Source organism: Bradyrhizobium betae (assembly GCF_004123905.1).
In the GTDB taxonomy this organism is placed as follows: domain Bacteria; phylum Pseudomonadota; class Alphaproteobacteria; order Rhizobiales; family Xanthobacteraceae; genus Bradyrhizobium; species Bradyrhizobium betae_A.
In genome coordinates, this window is sequence record NZ_MZXW01000050.1 from 189,350 (window position 1) to 214,951 (window position 25,602).

The following is a 25,602-nucleotide window of genomic DNA, read 5'->3' on the forward strand; positions in this document are numbered from 1 at the left end:
GGCCGTTAATATCAGCTCGATATCAACGTCAACGAGCGCGCCGGCGCGGCGCGCTCGTTGACGGACTCCGACGCAAATTTTCCGGCCGTCATCGCCGGCGGCAAGACCGGATTGGTGCTGTGCCAGGTCGGCGGCCAGTGCTCGGCCCGATGGCCCCAGGCATTGAGCTGTCCGAGCGCATCGAACAGACCGAGATATTGGTGATAGGCGACGTTCGGCAGGTCCTCGCCGATCGGACATCCCAGCGTCACCACGCGCAGGCCGTCGAGCCGCTCTGCCGGGACCGATCGGATCGCGTTGCTGATCTGAAGCGAGCCTTTGCTGTGACCGACCAGCAGGCGGAACGGCTGTTCGCGATTCATCAGCAGCGAATGGAGCACGTCCGATGAACCGGATCCGCATCGGAACACCGGTGCGCCCCGCACGGTCGGCTCACTCGGCGCCGATGCGGCAAGCTCGCGCCCGATGCGCGCGACCCCAGGCGCGGCCGCCGCGAGCCCCGTCTGGATCATCGACTTGCTGCCGAGGTAATCGTGCAGGCCGAACGCGAACCAGCCGCCCAGCGATTGGAGAAGGACGTCGGCAACACCGTAACCCGGTACGAGCGCCAGCACGGGCTTCTGAAGAGCGACGGAGACGTCCCAGGCCAAGGCCGCGCTCCCCAGCGCCGAACTGCCGACGCCGGTGATCGTGACGATGTCGACGTCTCGCGTTTCCTGGTAGGGCGAATTGAGGAAGGCGTCGACGCTCTTGTATTCGTGGACGTAAGGCGGCGTCGCGGCATCAATGAGGAGCATCGATCCTTCGGGATCGCTGAGCGCGTCGAAGTCGACGATGCGGGACGGCCGCTTTTCATCCTGTGCCGCCATCTGCGCGTCCTTTCCGGCCAATCCGGCGCGCAGGGTCGGAACGTCGTAGAAGATGAAGTCCAGTGCGGTGTTGAACAGCCGGCACGAACGTACCGCCGGCTCGATGAGCCATTTTGGAATCTCGAAGAGGGATAGTCCGGTGGACGAATGATCTGGTGTCGCCATGACGGGCTCCAATTGCTTTTGAACAATCGATCTTCCGCCTGATCTTGTCCGCTTATGTGCGGTCAGGCCGACGCCCGGCGATATAAGTGTAGTATGGAGAAGCGGCAATTTACAATTGTCGCTTCGATGGAGCGCTGATCACATTTGTCGCATCGCAAGTCCCGCAGCGCAGGAGGACGGGGCTGACAACGTCGTCATCGCAATCGTCGCTGACGTCGCAAAAAGGGGCCGCCCTGTGTGGGTGCAGGGACGGCCCCCGAGTGGCTCGTAGGCCCGGGAGGACAAGGGCGCGAGCCGGCGCAAGTGGCAGGGCACTTGCGCCAAAGGCAGATCAGGCGGCCGCGCCGACCATCCAGTCATTTTCCGCCGCCGGCCGGCTTCGCGGCAACGCTTCGACTTCAACGCGCTCGCCCTTGCTGGCGAGGCGCCAGCGCGCCGGCGATTGACCGCTCATGCGCTTGAACACGGTCGAAAAATGCGCCTGGGTGCTGAAGCCGACGGCAAGCGCGATCTCGGCCAGCGGCCTCCCGCTCGTCGTGAGCAGCGTCTTGGCATGCTCGATCCGGTGATTGAGCAGATATTCGCGTGGCCGATAGCCGGTCGCGGCGCGGAACTGCGCCGCGAAGTGCATGCGCGACAGGCCCGCGACGTTGGCGAGCTCGGACAGGCTGAGACAGCGGTCGAAATGATCGGCGATATGCTGCTCGACACGCCGCAGCCGCCATTTCGGCAGGGCATTGACCTTGGCGCGCGGCGGCTCCAGCCGGGCGAGATGCACGGCGAGGGTTTGGCCGATGCAGCGCGTAAAGCGGTGGTCCGCCGCGTCGCCATGTGCGATCAGCGCCCGGGCGAGCTGCGCCGCGAGCGGGTCGCGCAGTAGCACGAGGTCGTTCAGTCCATCGGTCGTGGAAAATTGCGCCGGAAAATGATCCGCGGAGATGTGGAAATGCAGGAAGGCGCAGGGGGCCTGGAACTGGACGCTGAGCTGCCGCGACGGCGCGCTGACATACATCGAGCCCGCGGGCATCGTGCCGTCGAAGACGATCTGGCGATCGCGGGTCAGCTTCGCACGCGTCTGCTTCAGGGCGATGCCGACGAAATAGCAATTCTCGGGTGTTGTCGCCTCGTGCGACGAGGCGCCTCGCGGATCGTCCCATCGCGAGACAATGATATCCTCGGCGGCAGCCTCCGGGTTGTAGTCGACCCCGCGCCATTGGTTCTCGCGGCTGATCGCTTGGGCTGCGTGAGGCAGCTTCTGATCGTGCGCACCGGCTGGAAAATCAATCCAAGGATGCGCTGCCTGCAAATCGCTCAACATCGTTCGTCCTCTCTCTTCCCAGTGACCGCTTGTGGCGGCCGGCGAACGCACAAGTCCTGCGTCCGGTATGCTGGAAGAGTAAGCGCGTGTGCGCCAGGACGCTCGTTAGCGGTGATTAGGAGTTGTTAGTTGTTGTGTGAGCGCGAATGGTGTGACAGCTCGCCGCAGCTGACTCGATTTTACGAGAGCTTTCAACTCGTTGCCTCAATCGGGCTACTCTAATACGGCGTCGAAGATCTCGACATCCATCAGCACGGGCTTGGCGATCACGGCTCCGTCGGGCTGCAACGTCTGCACACGCCGCAGCGTCGGCACCACGATGCCGCCGAAACTGTCATGAGCCCAGGAGTAGTGCGTGACCTTCATTCCGAAGAGATCGTGATCCGTCCGCCGTTGCAGCGCGTTCTCGTCGAAATAGAAGATCTGCTCGGGCGCGAGCGTGATCAAGTGCGCCGGGAATTGCGCCCGCAACCGCCGCCAGGTCTCGGTGCCTTCGTGCCACGGCGCCAGCTCCTCCACCACGACGTCGGGATGCGCAAGCAAAAATGGGATCGTCAGATAATTCCAGATCGCGACGCCGCAGAAGAAAATCAGATGCAACTCGTCCGCAAGCGCGGGCGAGCTCGCTTCCGGAAACGCGAGGCGCGGATTGCGCCAGGTCCGCAGCACCGCGCCATCCAAGCTTTCGATCGTGATCGCGTCCGGTTGAAAGGAGCCCGAATGTTCTCCCCCGGTGATGCCGGTGAAGCGGACGGATTGCGTCCGGGTCGAGCCTTCCGCGGTCACATCCTTGAATTCTCTGGCGTGCCCGGCGCTGGAGAACAGCGTTCCGCCGACGGACAGATGGAGCGTGAACCGGTTCAAGCTGTTCCAGCGGGCCAAACCGCCGCTGGCATCGATTACGTCGTCAAGAAGAGCCATGTCCCGCCATATCCGCCGTGAAGTGCCACCACCATGGCGGGGCGGATGCGGCTTGGCGTGTTAGAAGTTGTTAGGAGTTGCGAGCGGCCGGGATGGCGGTATCCCGTTGAAGATGCTGTCAATTCAGCGCGACCAGGAGATCCCTGGCGGCCACGAGATCGCGGCTCTGGAGCCCCTCCTGGTACCGCGCGACGAGCGGGGCGAGCAGGTCTCGTGCTTCGCCGGCCTTTCCGGTTTGGCGCCAGAGCTGGCCGAGGCTGATCGCCCCCCGCAGCTCCCAGCCGAGCGCGCATTGCCGCCGCGACAGATCCAGCGATTTCCGCAGGCAATGCTCGGCCTCCGCGGCATCACCTGATTGCACCAGGATGTCGCCTTTGACCCGGAGCATCTCCGGCATGTCGAAGGATTCGCCGTGATCGGGGATCTCGGCGATGGCCTCGTTGATCGTCCGCAGGGCCTCATCAAGCTGGTTCTGCGCCCCGAGCCCCTCGGCGAGCGCCGTCGCGAACACCGTCGTCATGATCCGGTGCCGCGTGGCATACAACGTGGCCTGGCTGCGGCGAAGATGCTCGATCCCCCCATCGACGTCGCCGCGACGCAGCAGCAGCTTGCCCTTCTGGCCGATGCCGACCGCATGATAGGGGCCGAGGAAGTGCCGCGCGGAATGATCGATCAACCGCTCGATCAGGGTTTCGGCATTGGCCCAGTCGCCAACCCAGAGGAACACGTAGATGGTCCAGATCAGGGCGATGCCGAGGGTGAGCGGCTGTTCGAGCAGCTCGGCCTCGTGCACCGTGTATCTGGCCGCCTCGACCGCACGATCGGGCCGGCCGGTGAGCCAGAGCCCGCGCGCGAGCGCCACCAGCGCGACGATCCGGTCGTCATAGCCGAGATGCCCGATGTTCAGCCGCTGCGAGCCGGGATTTTCCACCATCGCGCTTTGGCAGAACTGCACGGCCTTGTCCTGGTTGCCGATCAGATGATGCGCGACGCCCAGCATCCATTCCACGTTCAGTGCGGCGGCCGGATCGTTCAGCTTGCGCGCAACGCTCTCGCCCTGCGCGCCGGTGCTGAGCGCGCCGTGAAAATCTCCGACCCTGGTCAGGTAGATGTGCAATCCGCGCAGCAGCCACAGCTGCCAGTGCAAATCCTCGAGTTCCTGCGCAAGCTGGAGACTGCGCGTGAACGCCGAGCGAACCGCCTCGGTATTACCTTGCGTGAACATCACGGAGACGCCGAGCGCGGCCTGAAGAGTCATCTCCTGGCGGCTGTCCAATGTGTTCGCACCGGAAGCGGTCAGCGCCTGCTGCGTCCAGCGAAAACACTCCGTCAGCAAGGTCAGCTCGAGGAAGAACTGGGCGGCTGACGCCGCCAGATCCACGCCGATCGTCCGGTCGCCGCCGTCCGAAAAGCTCCAGGTCAGCGCGGCCCGGACATTGGGCAAATGGTCGGCATAGGGAAGGAAGCCGCCTGCGCTCTGCAGGCCAGAGGATTTGAGCGCGATGTCGCGGAGGACATCGCGGAAATACTCGGCGTGCGCACGCGCGACGCGGGTCGCTTCCCCGTTCTCGACCAGCTTGCCGCCGACAAAGGCGCGGGTGGTGTCGAGCAGGCGATAACGCAGCCGCCGCTCCGCGGGCGAGGTCGCGATCAGGGATTTCGAGAGCAGGTTCGAGATCGCCTCGACCGCCTCGGGCTCGCCGATGCCCTGGCAGGCTGCGACGGCGAGCGCGGCCTCCAGCGTGAACGGCCCGACGAACACCGACAATCCGCGCAGCGTCGCGCTTTCGGCGGCCGGCAGCAAATCGTAGCTCCAGGCGAGCGCGGCGCTTAAGGTCTGGTGCCGCGGGATCGCGGTGCGCCGTCCCCGCCACAGCAGCGAGAAGCGGCTGTCGAGCAGCGAGGCGGTCCCGGCAATGCCATAAGCATTGACGCGTCCGGCCGCGAGCTCGATCGCGAGCGCGATGCCGTCCAGCCGCCGGCAGATCTCGGCGACGAGCGGCGCATCCTCCTCGCTCAGTTCGAATTCGCTCAGGCTCTCGGCAATGCGTTCCACGAAAAGCTGGCTTGCGGGATAGGCAAGGATGTCGGCGATGCCGAGCCCGTCGCGCTCCGGCGGGCAATCCAGCGGAAACAGCCGATGGACGCGTTCACCTTCGGTGCGAAAGGATTCGCGGCTGGTGGCGAGGATATGCAGCTCGGTTGCCTCGTGGACGATGCGCTCGGCCAAGGGTGCGAGTTCGTCGATGATGTGCTCGCAACTGTCGAACACCAGCAGCGTCCGCCGGTTGCGCAGGAACGTCAGCAGGCCCGGCATCGGGTCATCGGAATTGACGGTCAGGCCGAGCGCGGCCGCAATCGTTCCGGGAACGAGCCGGGCATCCGTCAGCGAGCCAAAATCGACGAAGCACACCTGGCCGCCGAAGGCTTCGACCTCGCGATGCGCGACCGCGAGAGCGACCGAGGTCTTGCCGATCCCGCCCGGGCCGACGATGGTGACGAAGCGATGCAGGCCGAGCCCGGCGGAAATCTTCTCGACGGCATCATCCCGCCCGATCATCCTCGCAAGCGGCGAGGGGAGCGCGTGGGGCGAAGCGACAGGCAGGCTGGCCCGGTTCTCCGAAGGTGCGGAGCGGAGCAGCGGGACGACAAAACAATAGCCGCGCCCGGGAACGTTGACGACGTAGCGCGAGCTTTCGCCGGCATCCCCTAAGGCCTTGCGCAGTGTCGTGATGTGAAAGCGCAGGCTGCCTTCGTCGACGTTCACGTCGGACCAGACCCGCTTGATCAACTCCCGCTTGTCCACGACCTCGCCGGCGCGCTCGGCGAGAAAAATCAGGATGTCGAGCGCGCGGCCGCCGAGATGAAGTGGGGCTCCGTCCTTCTCCAGCAGCCGCGATTTTGCAAACAGCCGGAATGGTCCGAAGGAAATCGCCGAATCCTGGTCGTTAGTGTCCGGCACGGGCCAATGGTTCCAGCGAAAGGGCTAAGTCTGTACTTTGGTCTACCAGAACGAGGTCGTCAGTAAACTGGTCGAAAGTGGCGAAATCGCGTGGTGATTGCTGCACGCATTGAGAATAGTCGTCGCAAATTTCGCTTAAACGCGAACAGTTTACGACGCGACTGCGACAATCCGGCAGTGGGCTTGACCGTCGCGGCGACAGTCTCTGACGCCTGGTTGTGAGGTGCCGATCATAACAGAATCTTGCAACGTCTAACGAGCAAAACGCGCGCAACGCATCCAGTATCGCTTTCACGTTAGGTCCTATTCCCACGGGGAGGCTATCATGTCCGGTATCGGCTCCATGCCGAGCGGCGGCGCCGTTCGATCTCAATTCGTCGGCAGTCCTGACGATCAGTCGCGTGATTGGGAGCTGGTGCTGCGGGAGTCCCACCACCGCATGAAGAACACGCTGACGCTGCTCGGTGCGTCAGTTCGCCGCGATTTTTCGCGGGCGGGCACCAGGGATATGACAGGCGCAGTGGATCGGTTCGAGCGGCGCATCGTGGCCTTCGGCAGGCTCTATCAGCTCCTGTCCGACAGCGGCGAACCGTCGATGGTCTCCGTCGAGGCCTTCTTCGAAAATCTCTGCGGCGCGATCGCCGAAGCGGTGCTGGAGCCGGCGGGAATCCGTTGCGAGGCCGCGATCGAGAGCGGTACGCTGCCGGCATCGCAATGCCATCGGCTCGCGCTGATGCTGACGGAGCTGGTTACGAACGCGGCAAAGCACGCCTTTCCGAACAAGAGCGGTGCGATGATCCGCATCGAGGTCGCGCGCCGTGACGGCGCCTGGGTCTGCACGGTCGCCGACAACGGCATCGGCGCGACCGCGCCGCTCCAGGGCATCGGCAGCCGCATCCTCGAAGGGCTCGCACGCAGCATCGACGCTCGGCTGCATGGCGAGGCGGGACAGGGCGGTACGCGCGTGACCATCGTGATGCCGGCCGCCGCTTGAAATCGTCTCAACTCAAATCCGGGAGTTCGACATGACCACACTCGAAATCGACCGCGCCGCCGCGGCCAAGTCCTTGAACAAGTCTTCGACATCGCGCAGCGTAGATATGAAGCTCGAGATCGTCGTGATACCCGTGTCCGATGTCGACCGCGCCAAGGCGTTCTATGCGCGACTCGGCTGGCGACTGGATGCCGACTTCGCCTCCGGCGAGGAGTGGCGCGTGATCCAGTTTACGCCGCCGGGCTCGGCCTGCTCGGTGATCTTCGGCAAGAACGTCACAGCGGCGGCGCCCGGTTCGGTGCGCGGGTTGTACTTGATTGTCTCCGATCTGGAGGCCGCACGACAGGATCTGCTCGGTCGCGGCATCGAGGTCAGCGAGCCGTTCCACGGCGCTGGCGATGTTCACGCCGGACCCGACGAGCCATATCTGTTCGGCAGCGTTCGCGTCAGCGGTGCTGATCCCAAGCGCGGCAGCTACAGCTCATTCGCCTCGTTCACCGATCCCGACGGCAATGGCTGGCTGTTCCAGGAAATTACCACACGACTGCCCGGGCGCATCGAGGCCGACGGTACGAATTTCGCTTCGACAGCAGATCTCGCCGCAACGTTGCGCCGCGCGGCGGCGGCGCATGGCGAGCACGAGAAGCGGACCGGCGGTCACGACGAGAATTGGGCCGACTGGTACGCCGACTACATCGTGCGCGAGCAGGCCGGCCAGCCGCTGCCGTCCTGAAGCTGCGACATTCTCCGATTACGGCGCGCGATGACTGACCTCATCGCACGCGCCTTGCCGGAACCGCTGCGGCGTTCGGCAGGTTGGAACGGCGAGGGCGGTCGTGCCAATGTCGCTTTCCTTCGGTACGGAGCGCCGGTGCTGAAATCAAACAAGGAGAACCACGATGATCCGCAAGGCAACTGCAGTTTGGAAGGGCACGGGCCGCGATGGCACTGGCCATATCTCCAGCGAATCCGGCGTGCTCGCTGACACGCCCTATTCGTTCAAGACCCGCTTCGAGAACGAGAAGGGCACCAATCCCGAGGAATTGATCGCAGCCGCCCATGCCGGCTGTTTTACCATGGCGCTGGCCTTCGGCCTTCAGATGGCGGGTTTCACGCCGGATGAGCTTTCGACGGAGGCTGCCGTCACGCTGGAGCCCGAAGGCAAGGGTTTCAAGATCAGCAAGTCGGCGCTCACCCTGCGCGCCAAGGTGCCGAATCTCGACGATGCAGGATTCGCCAAGATCGCCGGCGAGGCCGAAAAAAACTGCCCGGTGTCGAAAGTGCTCAATGCCGCCATCACGCTCGACGCCAAGCTGGGATAGAGGCTGGCGTTCGATCGCTGTCCATCCGGTTCTCGGAACCGGGTGGACATAGGCGAACTGCCCGGCTTTCGGCGGGGCCGCCGAGGGCTTATGATATATGAGACGCAGAACGGACAGACAGTTGGGAGCGGACAGATGACGACAGAGCGCGCAGTTTTGGCCGGGGGCTGCTTCTGGGGCATGCAGGATCTCATCCGCAAGCAGCCGGGAGTCATCTCGACCCGCGTCGGCTACACCGGCGGCCACGTCAAGAACGCCACTTACCGCAACCATGAAGGCCACGCCGAAGCGATCGAGATCATCTTCAATCCGGCGAAGACCAGTTTTCGAACCATGCTGGAGTTCTTCTTCCAGATCCACGACCCGACCACGCTCAACCGTCAAGGCAACGATCTCGGCACGAGCTACCGCTCGGCGATCTTCTATGCCAGCGAAGAGCAGAAGCGGGTCGCCGAGGACACCATCGCCGATGTCAATGCGTCCGGCCTTTGGCCCGGCAAGGCGGTGACCGAGGTCGCGCCCGCCGGCGAGTTCTGGGAGGCCGAGCCCGAGCATCAGGATTATCTCGAGCGTTATCCCGACGGCTACACCTGCCACTTCATCCGGCCCGACTGGAAGCTGCCGCGGCGCGCGGCCGCCGTGGGAGGCTGAGCGCGTACGGTCAGGTCCGCAATTGCGCGATCAGATCGCGGGCAGCGCGCATGTCGGCGATGTCGGCGCCCTCCGTGAACGGTCCGGAGACCTTCTCCAGCATAGCCAGAGCGTCCGCGCTCCGGCCCGCACCGATGATGGAGCGCGCGAGGCTGGTCGCGCAGCGCAGCTCCCAGAAGCGGGCGCCTTGCTGAGCGGCCATCTCCATGGCCTCGCGAAAGCGCGCTTCGGCGTCGCCCGCATGCCGCGCGCTCCGGAGCATCAACTCGCCCTTGATGCGGATCAGCTCCGGCAGATACCAGAGCTCCTGCCGGTCGTTGCAGCGGGCGAGGACGTCCCCGATCATCTCGAGGCCGCGGTCGACCTGGTCGGCCTCCCCGAAACATGCGGCGAGTTCGCCGAGCAGGGGCAGGAAGCGCGGCAGGAAGCGGGCATCGCCGGCGCGGTTGAGCTCTTCGCGCAGCAGCGGCAGGCCGGCCGCCGCACTGCCGCGCTTCGCCGCGACCGCCGCATTGAAGGCACGGGCCCACAGGCCCCACAGCCGGATCGCGTGGCGCTCGGTGTGTTCGAGCAGCTCGGTGCCGTGACGTTCCGCGGCGTCGAAATCGCCCGCCCAGAACGCGATCGGGCAGGCCGCCTGTCCCAGCACGCTGCAGAAGGTCAATGCGTGGTCGTTGGCGCGGCCTTCGTCGATGTTTCTGGCCGCGAGCGCCTGGGCCTGGTCGGCGAGACCTTGCAGCCAAAGGATGCGGGCGCGGAAATATTGCGTGGATATTCGCAAGTCGAGCGGGAAGATTTTTGGCTTCTCCGTCAGGACATGCAGCGAGGCATTGACGCGGTCGATGCGAACGCGCGCACCGTTCTGGTCGCCGAGATAGTGCAGCGCGACGGCCATCAGCCGGTCGCTCAGCATGGGGTCGGTCTTGTCGGGCGAGTTCGCCGCGGCGTTCGCAAACCGATCGGCCAGCGCGCGCGCCTTGCCGAACTGGCCGTTGTTGAACTGGTCGATGCACAAGCCCCAGAGCGCGCGCAGGCGGAAGTCCTTGTCGTCGAGCCTGTCGGCGAGCTCGAGCGTGGTCTCGAGGATCGGGCGCGCTTCGCGCGCGCGGCCCTCGCCATACATCAGCGACCAGCCGAGCGCCGACAGCAGCTGCATGCGGAGACGGTCGTTGCCGGTATCGCCGAGTGCGGCGAGGGCTGTTTTGGCACGCTCGCGGCATTCGGCGAACAGCGACAGGCGGATCCACAACGTCACCGCGACCGCTGTCAGCGCGATCCCGAGCGCAGCGTCGCCGTCGGGACCGAAGGCCCAGTTCAATGCCGTGCGCACATTGTCGAGCTCCGCGCCATAGATGCTGAGCCATTCCGGCTGCGGCGTCGATGTGTCGGTCTCCGCACGCGCGAAGAAGTCGCGAAAATGCTCGGCGTGGCGCCGCGCGACCTGCCTGGTTTCACCGAGCTCGTTGAGCTTGCCATGCGCGTAGGAGCGCGTGGTGTCGAGTAGCCGGTAGCGCAGCGTCCGCGACCCCGACGGCGAGATCAGGGATTTGGTGACCAGACTGTCGATCGCCTCGAGGGTTTCCGAGACGCTCAGGCCCTCGCCCGCAGCAACCGTGGCGGCGGCGTCTGGCGCGAAGGGGCCGGCGAAGACGGACAGTCGCCGCAAGGTGGCGCTCTCGGCCGGGGGCAGGAGATCGTAGCTCCAGTCGAGCGCGGCGGCGAGCGTCTGGTGCCGCGGCACGGCGGTGCGCCGTCCGCGCCATTGCAGCGAGAAGCGGCTGTCGAGCAGGGATGCCGTGCCCGCGATGCCATACGCATTGACGCGGCCCGCCGCGAGCTCGATCGCGAGCGCGATGCCATCGAGCCGGCGGCAGATGCTCGCGACCAGCGGAGCTTCTTCGGCGCTGAGCTGGAACGGACCCGAGCTCTGCGCGATGCGCTCCACGAAGAGTTGAGCCGCGGGGTAGCCGAGGACCTCTTCGACGCTCAGATCCTCGCGCTCCGGCGGACAATCCAGCGGGAAGAGCCGGAAGATGCGCTCGCCTTCGCTCCGGAACGATTCGCGGCTGGTTGCGAGAACGCGCAGCTGCGGCGCGTCGCGAACGAAGCGCTCGACGAGCGGGGCCAACGCATCCAGCACATGCTCGCAACTGTCGAAGATCAGCAAAGCGGGGCCGGTCTTCAGGAATGTCAGCAGGGCCGGCGTCGGATCCTCCGCGCTGATGGTCAGCCCGAGCGCGGAGGCGATGCTCGTTGCGATATGGCTGGAATCCCGCAATGGACCGAAGTCGACAAAGAACACGCGCCCGCCGAAATCGGCCGAGCGGCGATGCCCGACGGTGACGGCGACCGCGGTCTTGCCGATGCCGCCCGGGCCGACCACGGTCATGAAACGATAGAGCGACAGTCCGTTCGAGATCTTCTCGATGACCTCCTCGCGTCCGACCATCTTCGCGAGCTGAATGGGCAGGGAGCGAAGGGGCGCGATCTCGCCGGAGATCGGTGCAGGCTGCGCGGCCGGCGGGGCCACGTGGGCGAGCGAGGCGACGAAGCAATAGCCGCGGCCGGGGACGTTGACGACATAACGGGCCGACTTGCCGGTATCGCCGAGTGCCTTGCGCAGCGCTGCGACGTGGAAGCGCAGGCTGCCCTCGTCGACATTGACGTCGGCCCAGATGCGCTTGACCAGCTCTCGCTTGTCGACGACTTCGCCGGGGCGCTCGGCCAGGAAGATGAGAATGTCGAGCGCACGGCCCCCGACATGAAGCGGCGCGCCGTCCTTCTGCAGGAGACGCGATTTTGGAAACAGCCGAAATGGCCCAAATGAAATGGCCGAGTTTTCGTTATTAAGTATTGGCACGCGCCATTGCCCCCGCGACGGGAGTCAAAAGGTATTACTTTTCTGCTCTAGCAGAACGATGCGTACAGTAAACTGGCCGAAAGGGAGTGGGGCAGGTCTGGCAGCCCTGCGTGGATGGCGTGGGTCGGTTGATTGTTTGAAATAACGCCTTAAACGTAATGACTTACGTTGTACGCCGGACCGATAATGGCCGGGCTCTTACCCGGATGGAGCATTGACGGCGATCGAGAATTGCTGCGATGGGACGGTCGGGAGCCGGTCCCGCCTCGACAGTGACACCCGCTTCCGGAATTGAGATATGCCCTCCTACTCGCGGCGACAGGCCGTCCATGCGTTGTCAGGCGCGGTGGCGCTGACCGCCCTTCCACGCCGCGGACAAGCCGCAGACTATCCGTCCCGTCCGATTCGCCTGGTGCTTCCGTACGGCGCCGGCGGAGCAGGCGACCAGATCGGGCGTCCCTGGGTGGACAAGATGTCGTCGCTGCTTGGACCGACCTTCGTCGAATATATCGGCGGTGCGGGCGGCGCGATCGGAGCTGCCACGGTCGCGCGAGAGGAGCCTGACGGCTACTCGCTGCTGCTCGGCAATGGCAGCACGCAGGTCATCATTCCCCTGACCTCGAAAAACCCCGGCTATTCTGTCGATGATTTTCGCGCCATCTATCGCTTGATCAGCACTGCGCTGGTTTTCGCGGTCCATCCGTCGGTGCCCGCCACTGATCTGCGTGAGCTGATCGCCTACGCGAAGGCCAACCCGGGAAAACTGTCCTACGGGACGCCCGGCATCGGCACCGGCAATCATCTGGTTGGCGAATCCTTCAAGCAGCAGGCCGGCACGCTGGACTTGGTCCACGTGCCGTATCGGGGCATTTCGCAGGCGACCAACGACCTCGCGAGCGGCCAGATATCGCTCGTCATCGGCGTGATGTCCGACCAGTTGAAGCAACTGGGCGAGACCGGGAAAATCAGGCTGCTGGCGGTCACCAGCGAGAGGCGGCTGAGCGGTGCGCCGGAGATTCCGACCGCCATGGAATCCGGCATGCCGGATCTCCGTTACGAGGGATGGTTCGGCATCTTCGCACCCCGACGCACCGACGATGCGATCATCGACCGGATCGCGCAGGTGACGCGCCTCGCCATGGCCGATCCGGCGCTGCAGGCAAGCTATCGTGCCCAGGGCATCGAGCCGGACAGCGATTCGAGTCCCGACAAGTTCCAGCGCATCATCGACGCGACGACGGCAAGCCTGGCGCCCGTGATCAAATCGATTGGGCTGAGCAATCTGTGAGGCTGATCAGGCGCCCTTGCGGGTGACGATGCGTGCCGACAGCGTAACGAGACCCATCAGCGCGGCGAGCAGCCAGAATGCCATCGGCAAGCCGCCAAGACGCGCGACGAAGCCGACACCGGCGGGACCGATCAGGATGCCGGCATAGCCCGCGGTGGTGATCGCCGCGACGGCGAGCCCGGTAGGCATCACGGTTTGCCTGGCTGCGCGGCGGAACAGCACCGGCACGAGGTTCGACGCACCGAGGCCGATGAGCAGGAAGCCGGTGATGGCGACCGCCGCAACCGGAGCTGTCAGCAGGACCATAAAACCCGCGATCGCAATGATGCTTCCCCAGACCAGGGTCGTGCGATCCCCGACGCGTGCAACGACGGCGTCGCCGCCGAGCCGCCCGATCGTCATCGCGATCGAGAACACGATATAGCCGATCCCGCCTTGCGCCTCGGAGACGAGGCCCGCGCCGATGACGAGCAACGCGCCCCAGTCGAGCATCGCGCCTTCGACAAGGAAAGTGATCGCGCCGAGCAGTGCGAGCAGCAGCACCGAGCCGTGCGGAAGCACGAACAGCGGTCCGTCCTGCACCTGCACCGACCGAAGCAGGCGCGGTGCGGTCAGCAGCATCGCGATCAGCATGAGTACGGAGCAGATCAGCGTGCAGGCGAGCGCGCCGAGCTGCAGCGAGAGCAGCGCGGTCATCAGGGCCGATCCGGCGAAGCCGCCTATGCTGAACAGCGCGTGGAAGCCCGACATCAGCGGGCGGCCCGCATCGCGCTCCACCTCCACCGCATGGATGTTCATGGCGACGTCGATGGAGCCGAGTGCGGCACCGAAGGCGAACAGCGCGGCAGCCAGCGTTACCGAGGTGTTCGCGACCGCCAGAAGCGGCAAGACCACCGCCAGGCCGAGCCCGCCCCCGATGATGATCGGCCTGCTGCCGTAGCGCGCACTCATGATTCCGGTCAGCAGCATCGCGACGACCGAGCCGATGCCGAGGCTGAGCAGCAGCAGTCCGAGGACGCCGTCGTCGACGCCGAGCCGCGCCTTCGCGAACGGCACCAGCGGCGCCCAGCACGCGATGCCGAAGCCCGCAACGAGAAAGGAGAGCCGCGTCGCAAGGCGCGTCGCCGGCCGGTCGGCAGAAAGCATGAGAACTCCGGGAGAAGCAGTGGCGGGGCCAATCGACAAGCCCCACGATTGCCGCGTCTTTATGTCCGAGACGCGCCCGAATTGTCGAGGGCAGCATTCGATAGCTGCAAGCGGACGCGCAGGCCCGTGGGCTCGTTGTCGAGCAGCTGAAGGGTCCCGTCATGCGCGGTCACGATTGCCTGCGCGATCGAGAGGCCGAGGCCAAATCCGGCCGTCTCGTCCATGGTGCGGGCTTCCTCGCCGCGCACGAAGGGCTCCAGCATCGCCGCCTTCCTTTCGTCGGGAATGCCAGGTCCATCATCGGAAACGTCGATGACGAGTTGCTGCCCTGATGTCAGCAGCGCGACGTCGATCCTGGCTCCGAAGCGCGTTGCGTTCTGGACGAGGTTGGTGACGGCGCGGATGATTTCGTCCGGCCGCAGGACGAAGGTGATTCTCGCGGGGCCGGAATAGGTCACGGCAAATCCGGAATCCGAAAACTGCTCGCACACCATTTGCAGCAGCGCCGCCACGTCCACCAGCGTCGGCTTGACCGGGCTTTCGTTGCGCAGCAGGGAGAGCACAGATTCAAGCATCGACTGCATCTGGTCGAGATCGCGCACGGTCTGCGTGCGTTGGGTCGGGTCCTCGATATATTCCGACCGCAGCCGCAACCGCGTGATCGGCGTACGCAGGTCGTGGCTGATGGCCGCGAGCATGCGCGTCCTGTCGTTCATCAGCGCGGTGATGCGCTCGCGCATCCGGTTGAGCGCTCTCGCTGCGGATTTGATTTCCTCCGGGCCATTCTCGGGCAGTGGCGGCGACGACCGGTTCAGGCTGAAATTCTCCGCCGCGCGCGCGAAGGCCGACAGCGGCGAGGACAGCGCGCGGCCGGCCCAGACGCCGAGCAGCGTGACGCTCGCCACCAGGAACAGCAGCGTGGAGGTCCACAGCCCGCTGACGAAAGCCGGAATTTTGGGCGATCCGATCGTGGCTTCGAGCACGTCGTCCTTCGAAAGGTGGAACCACACTCGATCGTCTTCCGACGTGCCGCCGCGGATGAGGTCGACCTCACCGTCGAGCGGCGACAGCACGTTCAGCGTCCGCTCCGGCAATGGTACGGTGGAAGCGGAAACGCCTTCCAGCAACCGGAGCTTCAGGGCAGGGAAGGTTCGACTGACGCTTTCCAGGACGGTCGCCCGCTCGGCCTGTGGCGTATTGGCGATGATCCGAACGATCAGCGAAAACTGCTCCAGCGGCCTGTCCACCAGCAGCTTCGGCCGGTTGAGCAGAAAATATCCGGCGATCAGCACATGGATCAGGATCAGCGAAACCAGGACCAGGGCTGCGATCTGACCGCTGATCCGCCTGAAGCTGAACAGCGCCACGATGTCTGCGGCGCGCCTCATGCCTCCACCACCACCGGCGTGAAGATGTAGCCGCCGGTGCGGATGGTCTTGATCACGGACGTGTCTTCGCTGCGGTCGAGCTTGCGGCGCAGCCGGCTGACCAGCACGTCGATGCTGCGGCCAAAGCTTCCGCCGGGACGGCCGCGCGTCATGTTCAGCAGGCTGTCGCGGGTGAGAACGCGGCCGGCGCGCTCGCAGAAGGCCTGCAGCAGATCGAACTCGGCGCTGGTCAGCGGCACCTGCGCGCCTTCGGGGTCGCGCAATTCCCGCAGGCGGAGATCGATGATCCAGCCCTGGAATGTCAGGCGCGTCGCGGTGGAGGCGGCGGTGAGGCCGCTCGATTGCCGGCGCAGCACCGCGTTGATCCGGGCGAGCAGTTCGCGCGGGTTGAACGGTTTCGGCAGATAATCGTCGGCGCCCATTTCGAGGCCGAGGATCCGGTCGAGGTCCTCGCCCTTTGCGGTGAGGATGATGATCGGCGTCGTGGTCTCCATCCGCAGCCGGCGGCAGAGGCTCAGCCCGTCCTCGCCCGGTAGCATCAGGTCGAGCACGATCAGATCGGTCCGGTTCTGCGACAGATGGCGATCCATCTCCTTGCCGTTCGTGACGGCGCTGACCGAGAACGAATGCTCGCCGAGGTAACGCGCGATCAGGTCGCGGGTTGGCCGGTCGTCCTCGACGATCAGGATGCTTGGCGTTCCGTTGGTCATGATTGATATCGCATCGGGGGCGCCGATCGTTGATCGATTTGCGGACGATTGTCGCGTCCGAACAACTACGGTCATGGTGCAATCCTACGGTCAGTCACGGCTCAAGGCCACTACAGGGTCGAGGAAGGCGGCGCGGCGGGCCGGGAAAAAGCCGAAGGCGACCCCGATCCCGGTCGAGGTCAGGAACGCCGCGCCGATCGAGAACATCGAATAGGTGACCTGGAATCCCGGCGCTGCGACGTTGATGGCGAGGCCGAGCAGGATCGCGATCAGGATGCCGGCGATGCCGCCGATGGACGAGATCAGCGTCGCCTCCACCAGGAATTGCTGGAGGATGTCGCTGCGCCTGGCGCCGACCGCCATGCGCACGCCGATCTCGCTGATCCGTTCCGACACGGACACCAGCATGATGTTCATCACGCCGATGCCGCCAACCACCAGCGAGATCACCGCGATCGCCGCCACCAGGAACGCCAGGGTCTGCGTCGTGCTGGTGATGGTGCGGCGGATATCGTCGGTGTTGAGGATGACGAAATCCCTGGTGTTGTGCCGCTGCGTCAGCAGTGTCGTCACCGCGTCCTGCGCCAGATTGGTCGAGACCTCGTCGCTGATCCGTAGCAGGATGCTGCGCAACGCGCGGTCGCGCGTGAACTGAGCCTGCACGGTGGTGTAGGGCAGGTAGACCGACAGGTTCTGGTTCGAGCCGAACCCGCCCTGCTGCTGGGCGATCACGCCGACGATGCGGCAGGGCACCTTGCCGAGCCAGATGACCCGGCCGATGCCTGAGGTCTGGTCGTCGGCGAAGAAGGTCTTGCGGGTGTTGTCGTCGATGACGACGTGGCGCTCGATGTTGCGCACGGCGTCGTCGTCGAACAGACGTCCTTTCGCGAGTTTTGCACCTTTGACCTGGAAATAGCTCTCGCCGACGCCGTTGACGAGGACATTGGACTCGTTGCCGCGATAGCGTACCGTCGTGCTGGTCGAGACCGTCGGCGTGACGCCGGCAATAAAGCCCTGCCGGCCGAGCGCGCGGGCATCGTCGAGCACCAGCGTCTTGATCTTGCCGGCGCGGGCATCGCCAAAGTCCTTGCCTGGAAACACCTCGATGGTGTTGGTGCCGAGGCTCGATATGTCGGACAGCACCTTGCGCTGCGAGGCGTTGCCGAGCGCGACCACCGATGACACCGCGGCGATGCCGATGATGATGCCGAGCATGGTCAGGAAGGCGCGCAGCCGGTGCGCGGCCATCGCCACCAGCGCCATCCGCGAGGCCTCGCGCAAACGCCCCAATGCGCCGGACCAGCCGGCACCGCTGTCCCATGCGGCCCGGGGGACTGGCGCGGTCGGCTCCGATGCGCCCGCCGCCTCCGTGCGGCGGTCGGCGACGATCCTGCCGTCGCGCAACTCGATGATGCGTTCGGCGCGTGTGGCAACATCGGCATCGTGGGTGACGATGATGATCGTCCGCCCCTCGCGATGCAGCTCCTTCAGGATTCTCAACACCTCCTCGCCGCTGCGTCGGTCGAGCGCCCCGGTCGGTTCGTCCGCCAGGATGACCTCAGCGCCGTTGATCAGCGCGCGTGCGATCGAGACGCGCTGCTGCTGGCCGCCGGAGAGCTGGTTCGGGCGATGGCCCTGCCGGTCGTTCACACCGAGCCTTGTGAGAAGCTGCTCTGCGCGGGCGCGACGTTCGCGCGCTTTCAAGCCGGCATAGACGGCGGGGATCTCGACATTCGAGGCGGCGGTGAGGTCGCCGAGCAGATTGTAGCGCTGGAAGATGAAGCCGAAATGCTCGCGGCGCAGCGCCGCCAACGCATCCGCATCCAGCTCGGAGACGTTCTTGCCGGCGACGCGATAGGCGCCCGACGTCGGACGGTCGAGACAGCCGAGGATGTTGAGCAGCGTCGACTTGCCCGACCCGGACTGACCGATGATCGCGACCATCTCGCCCGGCAGGATGCTCAGCGACAGATCGTCGAGGGCGACCACCTGGGTGTCGCCGGCCGTGAACTCCCGCCGGACATTTTCGAGCGCGATGATCGGATCGGTCATGTCAGGGACCTCCGCCTCCCGGCGGGCCGCCCGGCATGCCGCGCGAAGCGGTCTGCTCGTTGGCCTCTCCGGTGACGACCCGTTCGCCCTCGTCGAGACCCGATCTGATCTCGACGGTGGTGCGATCGTTGAGGCCGGTCTTGACCTCGCGCTCGCTGACGTCACCCGACGCGGCAAGGGTGCGCACCGTGCTGCGGCCGTCGGATTTCCGCATCACCGCCAGCGCCGGTATCACCTTCACGCGCTTGGCCTCGCCGGTGATGATGTGCACCTCCGCGGTCATGTAGGTCCGCAGCGACAGCCCCTTATTGGGGACGTTGAAGACGCCGATGTAATAGATCGCCGTGCTGGTCGAGCTCGACGAGCTCGTGCTGGAGCTCGAACTCGACGTCGTGGTCGAGGAGAAGCTGGCGTCATTCTTGATCGATTCGGGCGCGGGTTCGATCTGCTCCAGCTTGGCCTCGTAGCGTTGGTCCTGGTCGCCGAGAATGGTGAAGTAGAGCGATTGCCCCGGCCTGACCTTGACGATGTCCGCCTCGGAGATCTCCGCCCGCACCGTCATCGTCTCGAGCTGGCCGAGCACGACGATGGTCGGCGCGGACTGCACCGCGTTGACCGTCTGTCCCTCCTGCACCACGGTCGCCAGCACCGTGCCGTCGATCGGGGCGGTGATGCGGGTGTATTCGAGATTGACCCTGGCCGTCTCGACGCTGGCTTCGGCCCCCACGATCAGGGCCTCCAGGGCGACGATCTGCGCACGGGTCTGGCGCACCGTCGAATCCGCGCTGTCGAAATCGCTGCGCGAGGTCGCGCGCTGGGCCAGGGTCGCCTGCTGACGCGCCAGGTTGGCCTCGGCCAGCACCAGCGCGGCTTCCTTCTCGTCCTTCTGCGCACGGTAGTTCTTCAGCGAGGCTTCCGAGCTGCGCAAATCGTTCTGCTTGGTGACAGGGTCGATCTGCGCGATGACGTCGCCGGCCTTGACCGTGTCGCCGACGCGGACGTTGAGTGCGGTGATCCGGCCCGACACCTGTGCGCCGACCGCGGTCAGCCGCGCCGGTTTGAGCGTGCCGCTCGCCAGAACTTCCTCGCGGAGATCGCTGACCGTGACCGGCGCGGTGATGTAGGATTGCGCCTTGCTCGACGTTCCCGGCAACCGTGTAGCCGCGACGACGCCGGTCGCAACGACCGTCACGATCGCGGCGGCGATCTTCACGCGCTTGACGGTGATGAACCCGGTCACTTCAACGCCTCCCGCATGTGCGGTCCCGTATTGCCGTCCACGATGATTGGCGTTGCCACGTCGACCGGATCGGACCAGCCGCCGCCGAGCGCCTTGGCCAGCGAAATGTAATCCTTGGCCGCCGACACCTTGCTCTGGATCAGCGAATCCTCGGCCGAATAGAGCGAGCGTTCGGCGTCGAGCACGTCGATGAAGCTGGCGCTGCCGGTCTCAAACAGCGATCGCGACAGTTTTGCGGCCTCGCGATAGTTCTTCGCGGCTTCCGTCAGCTTGGTGGCGCGCACGCGCTCCTGCGACAGCGACACCAGCGCGTTCTCGACGTCCTCGAGCGCGGTGAGCAGGGTCGAATGAAACGTCGCGAACGCCTGGTCGCGTTGCGCCTCTGCGATCCTGACCGTGGCCTGCCGCTTGCCCGCATCGAACACCGGCACCGTGACCGAGGGTCCGACAGACCAGCTCACGCTGGAATATTTGGCGAGATCGCCGGCGCGCAGCGCGGAGGTGCCGACCGAGCCGGTCAACGACACCGCCGGATAGCGGTCGGCCTCGGCCGCGCCGATCTTGGCGGTCGCCTGCGCCAGCTTGCGCTCGGCGCTGGCGACGTCGGGCCGGCTCTGAAGCAGATCGGCCGGCAGTCCCGTCGGCAACGGCATGCGCGGCGCCGGCACGGGCGCAGTCCGTGCCATCAGCGCGGCGACGCCGTCGGGAGGCCGCCCGAGCAGGATGCCGAGCCGGTGGATGTCGGCCGCGAGCGCGGCCTGATAGGTCGGAACGTTCGCTTCCGTGCTCGCGGCTTGCGCGGTGGCCTTGGCGAGATCGACGGCGTTGCCGCTGCCGGCCTCGTATTTGCTGCGGGTGAGCTTTTCGGTATCGCGCTGCGAGACCGATGTCCGCTGCGCCAGCGCGATCCGCGCCTGGTAGCCGCGCGCCTCGACGTAATAGGCGGCGACGTCGCCGATCAGCGTGACCAGGCTGTCGCGCAGATCTTCGTCGGCCGATTGCGCGCCACGCACCGCGGCCTCGATGTTTCGCTGCGTGCCGCCGAACAGGTCGAGCTCCCAGCTCGAATCGAAGCTCCCCTGATGCAGAGTGTAGGGCGCGCTGTCGACAACCGCCGAGGCGGAGCCCGAACTGGTCTTGTTGTCGGTCACCGAGGCGGAGCCGCTGACGGATGGAAACAGGCCCGCGCTGGTCTGCTGGACCGTCGCGCGCGCTTCGCGTACGACCGCCTTGGCCTTCGCGACGTCAGGATTGGCCTCGACGGCTTGCTCGATCAACCGGTTGAGCATGGGATCGCGCAGACGCAGCCACCAGCGGTCCAGCGTGCCGGTCTGGCGCCGGGAGGTCGATCTGGCACTCCAGTGCGAAGGCATGTCGAGCCTGGGCGGGCCGGAATAGTCCGGGCCGACGGCGCATCCGGTCAATGTGCCGCCCAGCATCAGCGCGACGCAGGCCGATCTGGCGCGCGACAGGGTGGCACGCAACAAGGTGGGCGTCGAATGATGGTTCTCCTTTGCGGGTAACACGGGGACCAGGACGAACAAGTGTGACGGCATCAAATCGGCGGAAATCCATTGGCCTTGCCCTCGGAAGGAGGGTGCCCATTTCCCTCGGCAGTACGAGGCAGGAACCACTAGCCGGGTGATCGTGGCCTTTCGGCAGCCCGAATGTTGCTGAATGTAAACAGATGTTACGGCGCTTCTCGGCGCCGGCGGCAGGGTGCCCGTCGGGCAAAACACCTGCGCGGGCTGTCAACCCACTCGCGCGAAAATATTCCGCTTTACCGAAATTCGGATTTGTCGTATGTGTCGCCCATCCCGGCTCATCCTTGAGGGGCGATCATGTTGTCGTCACGATACGCGAGCCGGGCTTGCGGTGGACGCAGCAGCGTCGGCACGACATGGTGCGGGCAGGGCGGGTAGTCCCTGTGAGCCCGAAACCGCGTGCGGATGAGCGGCGCTGCCAGGCTTCGTCTCGTCGGTAAGTTTCCGGCTCCGTCGACAGGGCTGGAAATACTGCGGCGAAATGGCGGGCCGTGCGTACGGCAAAACCGTGTGGTCCTGGCCGTCGTTGCTACGGTCAAGTCTTCGCGAAGGTGCGAGCGAGCCCAACCGGGCAGACTGCATCATCCAATTCGCGGGACGAGGGAGGCCAGAAGGAACTCGGCTCCCGGGAGAGCACGGCATAAGCCGTCCGACCATCGCGCAGGGAAGGCCGAGTGATTGGCACCACCTGTATGCTGCTGTGCGGTTCTTTTGCGCTACCTTTCGCGCAGCGGACCGCGGGTGCGAGGTCAGCACCCGGCCTTCCCTGCGCCCTCTTGGCTAAGAGGGTGAAGAGATGAAGCAAAGCTCGGGCGAATTGCGCCGCGAGAACGCGAAGGCGTGTCTGCGACTATACACTCGCTGTCATCGCCCGCGAAGGCGGGCGATCCAGTATTCCAGAGACGGCGCGGCTAGAATCGAGAAGCTTCGGCGTACTGGATTCCCCGCCTTCGCGGGGAATGACGGCGGTGATTGGAATGACGATGCCGCCCCACGCTTCGTCATTGCGAGGAGCCCTTGCGACGAAGCAATCCAGAATCTTTCCGCGGCGGCAGTCTGGATTGCTTCGCTCCGCTCGCAATGACGGATCTCGCGTTACCACCGATAGCTCAACGTGCCGATCACCTGGCGCCGTTCGCCGGCATAGCAATAGCCGGCCTGACAGGTCGCATACTGCTTGTCGAACAGGTTGGTGCCGTTCACGCGCATGTAGGCGCCGCGAAAACTGCGGTCGAGCTTGCCGAGATCGTAGTCGATCACGGCGTCGAACAACGTCTTCGCGGCATTCTCGAACGTATTCTGGTCGTCGCCGAAATTGGCACCGATATAGCGCACGCCGAGGCCCAGCCCCAACCCTTCCACGGGCGTGCCGGACTGGAACGTGTATTTGCCGAAAGCTGCGAACGAGTCCCTCGGGATGCCGGAATATTCATTGCCGGTCGTATCGGTATTGCCGCGCGTGATCACGACGTTGAGGTGGGTATAGGCCGCGGTGAGATCGAATCCCGGTTTGAGCGCCAGCTTGGCCTCGAGCTCGAGGCCCTTGGAGTCGACCTGTCCGGTCGCCGCTTGGAACGTGATGTTGTCGGTATTGGTGCGCAGGACATTGTCCTGCTTGATGTCGAAGACCGCGGCCGTGAGCAGCAGCGGAACATGAGGCATCTGATATTTGATGCCGGCCTCGGTTTGCTCGCCGGTGGTCGGCTTGAAGGTCGCCCCCGTCACGTCCACGCCGGTTTGCGGGCTAAACGACGTGGCGTAGCTGACATAGGGCGCCACGCCGTTGTCGAAGAGATAGCTCAGGCCCGCGCGACCGGTGAAGGCCGAAGGTTTTTGAGTGACCGGCGTTCCGTCCAGCGTCGTCGTCGTGCTCTGCGAGACCCAGCTCTGACGGCCATTGAGCGTCAGAATGAATCCGCCGAGCCTGGCCTGCTCCTGTGCGTAGAGTCCCACCTCGTCGGTCGACTGCTTGGTGAAGATCGAAAACGCCGGAGAGGCGATCGCCTGCGCGCCATAGTTCTTGGTCAGGAGATTGAGATCGGGTGCCGGTCCATATCCGATCTTGTCGTCGTAGTAGGAGTGACTGTAGTCGACACCGAACAGCACGGTGTTCCTGACCGAGCCGAGTGTGAAATTGGCTTCGGCCTGGTTGTCGAGGGTGGCGGTCTTGAGATTGTCCACGATGCGCCAGGCGGACCGCGACGCGGTCTGGGTCGCGGTGTCGATCGAATCGATCTGGGTGTATTTCGCGTCGACGCCGACCTGATAGAATCGGAAATTCTGCCGCACGGTCCAGGTGTCGTTGAAATTGTGCTCGAACGCATAACCGATACGGAACTGCTTCTGGTCCATGGCGCTGAACGCCGGATCATTCGAGTAGATGTTGGTCAGCTTGCCATCCGCGGTGCGCGCGTTGCCGATGCTCGCAGCGGTGCGGCTGGTCTGATATTCCGAGAGGATCGTGAACGTCGTATCGAGGTTCGGCTTCCAGGTCAGGGCAGGCGCGATATAGGCCCGGTCGTCATCATTGCCGGGAAACCAGGTTTTTGCATCGCGCAGCAAGCCCGTCAGCCGGTAATACAATTGATCGCTGCCGGGAACTGGTCCGCCGACGTCAAAACTGCCCTGGTAGCGATTGTAGTTGCCGGCCTGCAATTGCACCTCGCCAAACGGCGTCTGCGTTGGCCGCTTCGTCGTGACATCGACGATGCCGCCCGGAGAGCCGAGGCCGTAGAGACCGGAGGCGGGCCCCCGGAGAATCGATACGCTCTCGAGTCCATAAGGTTCGATCTTGGGGATGGCGAAGTTGCCGCCGCCCTGACGCAGGCCGTCGCGATAGATGCCTGTATAGGTCACGTCAAAGCCGCGAATGGAAAAGGCGTCGAAGCGTGGGTCGTAACCGAACGCCGTGGTCGTGACGCCGGGGGTGTAGTTGACGGCGTCCTTGAGCGTCTGGACGTTGCGGTCTTCGAGCTCCTTCTTGGTCACGACCGAGATGGACTGCGGCGTCTCGATCAACGGCGTGTTGGTCTTGGTGCCGGCGGAGCTGCTGGTCGCGACATAACCAATTGTCGCGCCAGTCGCGCCAGTCGCGCCTCGCGCCGCCAGCGCAGCGCGATTCTGATCCGCCGTTACGTTGGCGCGCCGGTTGGCCGAGGCCGCGCGCGAAGATCGTGTGCGTTGGCTGGGTGCGGCGGCGGTGCTGCGCGTCTTCGGTGGATTCGGCGCTTCGACGGTGACCGGTGGCAGGCTGCTGCTCTGAGCTTGCGCGCGGGACGACAAGACGTCAACGGATACGAATACGACAGAACCAAACATCGTGGCGTTGATCGCAACAGCGGTTCCAAGCCAACGATATTTCCTCTCCGACAATGCAACGCCCACCGATGATGATTCCCAATCTTGCCGAACTCACTCACGCGAACGCGCGCAGCTGCGTGCCGACGCGCGTTGAGCGATGCGGACTTCTATGGGTGAAGCAGTCGGAATTCCACACGCGCAAAATAGAATTGCTTGAACGTGCGGTGAGCGATCCTGGAATGATTCAAGATGCGTTTGGAAAACTCGCGCTTGCGTGCGGCAGATGCGCGCGCGGATGTCATGGCGCGTCGCGGACGATCGCAGCCTTTTCATCAGTCAAGCGTTGCCCGACGCCGCAGGACGTTGCTGGCCGTCGTGCTTGTCGAGGCGACCGGCAGCGTCGCTGCAAGCCGGTCACCACGAGATCGGTATTCGCTGTGCAAATCCGCCAAGGTCCGAGTCGGGGCTGAGTGGCTGGCGATCGAGCGGCCGGTTGTTATTCCCGCGCGCGAAGGAGGTGCCGGGCGGAAAGGCGTAGTCGGTGAACTTGCGCTCACCGGGGAGCACCTCGGTCCCTCCATCCAGCCACGATCGCTTGCTGACATAAAGGCGGGTGTGCGGTCCGGACCGGTAGGAGCGGTTGGCGCCGCGGGGACCGTACTCGTAGACGGTATTTTGCGCCGTCCGCGATGGGTCGCGCTTGCCGACGGTCGCGGCATGAGCGGTGAGCGTCGAGGCGAGGAGGGCGACCAGAACCGTTCCGGACATGACAATCGCGTTCATCGAAAAACACCCATGCGAGTTCCTGATGTCGTGGCGTCTCGCACCGGCTTAAGCGCCTGTAAAGAATCCGGGTGTTTCGCGATGTTGCT

The 25,602-nt window shown here is 65.0% G+C and carries 18 protein-coding genes; 5 read left to right on the forward strand and 13 right to left on the reverse strand.

The genetic code is table 11. The features are described 5' to 3' along the window. Nucleotides 1-11: 11 nt before the first annotated feature. From B5V03_RS33420 to B5V03_RS33435, 4 genes are all read right to left on the reverse strand, one after another. Nucleotides 12-1,034 (reverse strand): hypothetical protein, encoded by a 1,023-nt coding sequence (locus tag B5V03_RS33420; RefSeq protein ID WP_129274632.1) that lies wholly within the window; start codon nucleotides 1,032-1,034, stop codon nucleotides 12-14. A 331-nt stretch (nucleotides 1,035-1,365) separates the two neighbouring features. Next, entirely contained in the window at nucleotides 1,366-2,352 is a 987-nt protein-coding gene (locus B5V03_RS33425) for a helix-turn-helix domain-containing protein (protein ID WP_129274633.1), read from the reverse strand. 213 nt (nucleotides 2,353-2,565) lie between these two features. Next, a complete protein-coding gene (locus B5V03_RS33430) occupies nucleotides 2,566-3,273 on the reverse strand; it encodes a hypothetical protein (protein WP_129274634.1) in 708 nt (235 codons plus the stop codon). Nucleotides 3,274-3,391: 118 nt separating this feature from the next. Next, nucleotides 3,392-6,235: an ATP-binding protein gene (locus tag B5V03_RS33435; RefSeq protein WP_129274635.1), complete on the reverse strand. Its 2,844-nt coding sequence runs from the start codon at nucleotides 6,233-6,235 to the stop codon at nucleotides 3,392-3,394. A 325-nt stretch (nucleotides 6,236-6,560) separates the two neighbouring features. Here B5V03_RS33435 and B5V03_RS33440 point away from each other — a divergent pair, with 325 nt between their 5' ends. From B5V03_RS33440 to msrA, 4 genes are all read left to right on the forward strand, one after another. Further along, entirely contained in the window at nucleotides 6,561-7,229 is a 669-nt protein-coding gene (locus B5V03_RS33440) for a sensor histidine kinase (protein WP_129274636.1), read from the forward strand. A 31-nt stretch (nucleotides 7,230-7,260) separates the two neighbouring features. After that, nucleotides 7,261-7,962 carry a VOC family protein gene (locus tag B5V03_RS33445; protein ID WP_129274637.1) on the forward strand — a complete coding sequence of 234 codons (702 nt, stop codon included), beginning with the start codon at nucleotides 7,261-7,263 and terminating at the stop codon, nucleotides 7,960-7,962. 166 nt (nucleotides 7,963-8,128) lie between these two features. Next, the gene (locus B5V03_RS33450) at nucleotides 8,129-8,551 is read left to right on the forward strand and encodes an OsmC family protein (RefSeq protein ID WP_129274638.1); all 423 of its coding nucleotides are present in this window, start codon (nucleotides 8,129-8,131) and stop codon (nucleotides 8,549-8,551) included. 135 nt (nucleotides 8,552-8,686) lie between these two features. After that, nucleotides 8,687-9,202 carry a peptide-methionine (S)-S-oxide reductase MsrA gene (gene msrA / locus B5V03_RS33455; RefSeq protein WP_129274639.1) on the forward strand — a complete coding sequence of 172 codons (516 nt, stop codon included), beginning with the start codon at nucleotides 8,687-8,689 and terminating at the stop codon, nucleotides 9,200-9,202. A gap of 10 nt (nucleotides 9,203-9,212) precedes the next feature. Here msrA and B5V03_RS33460 read toward each other — a convergent pair whose 3' ends face one another. Beyond that, the gene (locus B5V03_RS33460) at nucleotides 9,213-11,990 is read right to left on the reverse strand and encodes an ATP-binding protein (RefSeq protein WP_433995362.1); all 2,778 of its coding nucleotides are present in this window, start codon (nucleotides 11,988-11,990) and stop codon (nucleotides 9,213-9,215) included. Between the two features lie 370 nt (nucleotides 11,991-12,360). On the opposite strand from B5V03_RS33460, the gene B5V03_RS33465 reads away from it, so the two are divergent. Next, a complete protein-coding gene (locus B5V03_RS33465; protein WP_129274641.1) occupies nucleotides 12,361-13,350 on the forward strand; it encodes a Bug family tripartite tricarboxylate transporter substrate binding protein in 990 nt (329 codons plus the stop codon). Between the two features lie 6 nt (nucleotides 13,351-13,356). Here the strand turns inward: B5V03_RS33465 and B5V03_RS33470 are convergent, their stop codons facing one another. From B5V03_RS33470 to B5V03_RS33515, 8 genes are all read right to left on the reverse strand, one after another. After that, nucleotides 13,357-14,496 carry an MFS transporter gene (locus tag B5V03_RS33470; protein WP_129274642.1) on the reverse strand — a complete coding sequence of 380 codons (1,140 nt, stop codon included), beginning with the start codon at nucleotides 14,494-14,496 and terminating at the stop codon, nucleotides 13,357-13,359. A 59-nt stretch (nucleotides 14,497-14,555) separates the two neighbouring features. Beyond that, complete coding sequence (locus tag B5V03_RS33475) at nucleotides 14,556-15,884, reverse strand: ATP-binding protein (protein ID WP_129274643.1); 1,329 nt, start codon at nucleotides 15,882-15,884, stop codon at nucleotides 14,556-14,558. Next, on the reverse strand, nucleotides 15,881-16,594 hold the full coding sequence (locus B5V03_RS33480; protein ID WP_129274644.1) for a response regulator: 714 nt from the start codon (nucleotides 16,592-16,594) through the stop codon (nucleotides 15,881-15,883). Before B5V03_RS33480 ends, B5V03_RS33475 begins: the two co-directional genes overlap by 4 nt. A 90-nt stretch (nucleotides 16,595-16,684) precedes the next feature. Then, nucleotides 16,685-18,646, reverse strand: a complete 1,962-nt coding sequence (locus B5V03_RS33485) for a MacB family efflux pump subunit (RefSeq protein ID WP_129274645.1) — start codon at nucleotides 18,644-18,646, stop codon at nucleotides 16,685-16,687. 1 nt (nucleotide 18,647) lies between these two features. After that, nucleotides 18,648-19,886 carry an efflux RND transporter periplasmic adaptor subunit gene (locus B5V03_RS33490; protein ID WP_129274646.1) on the reverse strand — a complete coding sequence of 413 codons (1,239 nt, stop codon included), beginning with the start codon at nucleotides 19,884-19,886 and terminating at the stop codon, nucleotides 18,648-18,650. After that, nucleotides 19,883-21,325 carry an efflux transporter outer membrane subunit gene (locus tag B5V03_RS33495; RefSeq protein ID WP_433995363.1) on the reverse strand — a complete coding sequence of 481 codons (1,443 nt, stop codon included), beginning with the start codon at nucleotides 21,323-21,325 and terminating at the stop codon, nucleotides 19,883-19,885. The genes B5V03_RS33490 and B5V03_RS33495 overlap by 4 nt, the downstream gene beginning before the upstream one ends. Nucleotides 21,326-22,525: 1,200 nt before the next feature. Next, nucleotides 22,526-24,748 carry a TonB-dependent siderophore receptor gene (locus tag B5V03_RS33510; RefSeq protein WP_129274648.1) on the reverse strand — a complete coding sequence of 741 codons (2,223 nt, stop codon included), beginning with the start codon at nucleotides 24,746-24,748 and terminating at the stop codon, nucleotides 22,526-22,528. Between the two features lie 396 nt (nucleotides 24,749-25,144). After that, nucleotides 25,145-25,513 carry a hypothetical protein gene (locus B5V03_RS33515; protein WP_129274649.1) on the reverse strand — a complete coding sequence of 123 codons (369 nt, stop codon included), beginning with the start codon at nucleotides 25,511-25,513 and terminating at the stop codon, nucleotides 25,145-25,147. Nucleotides 25,514-25,602 lie beyond the last annotated feature (89 nt).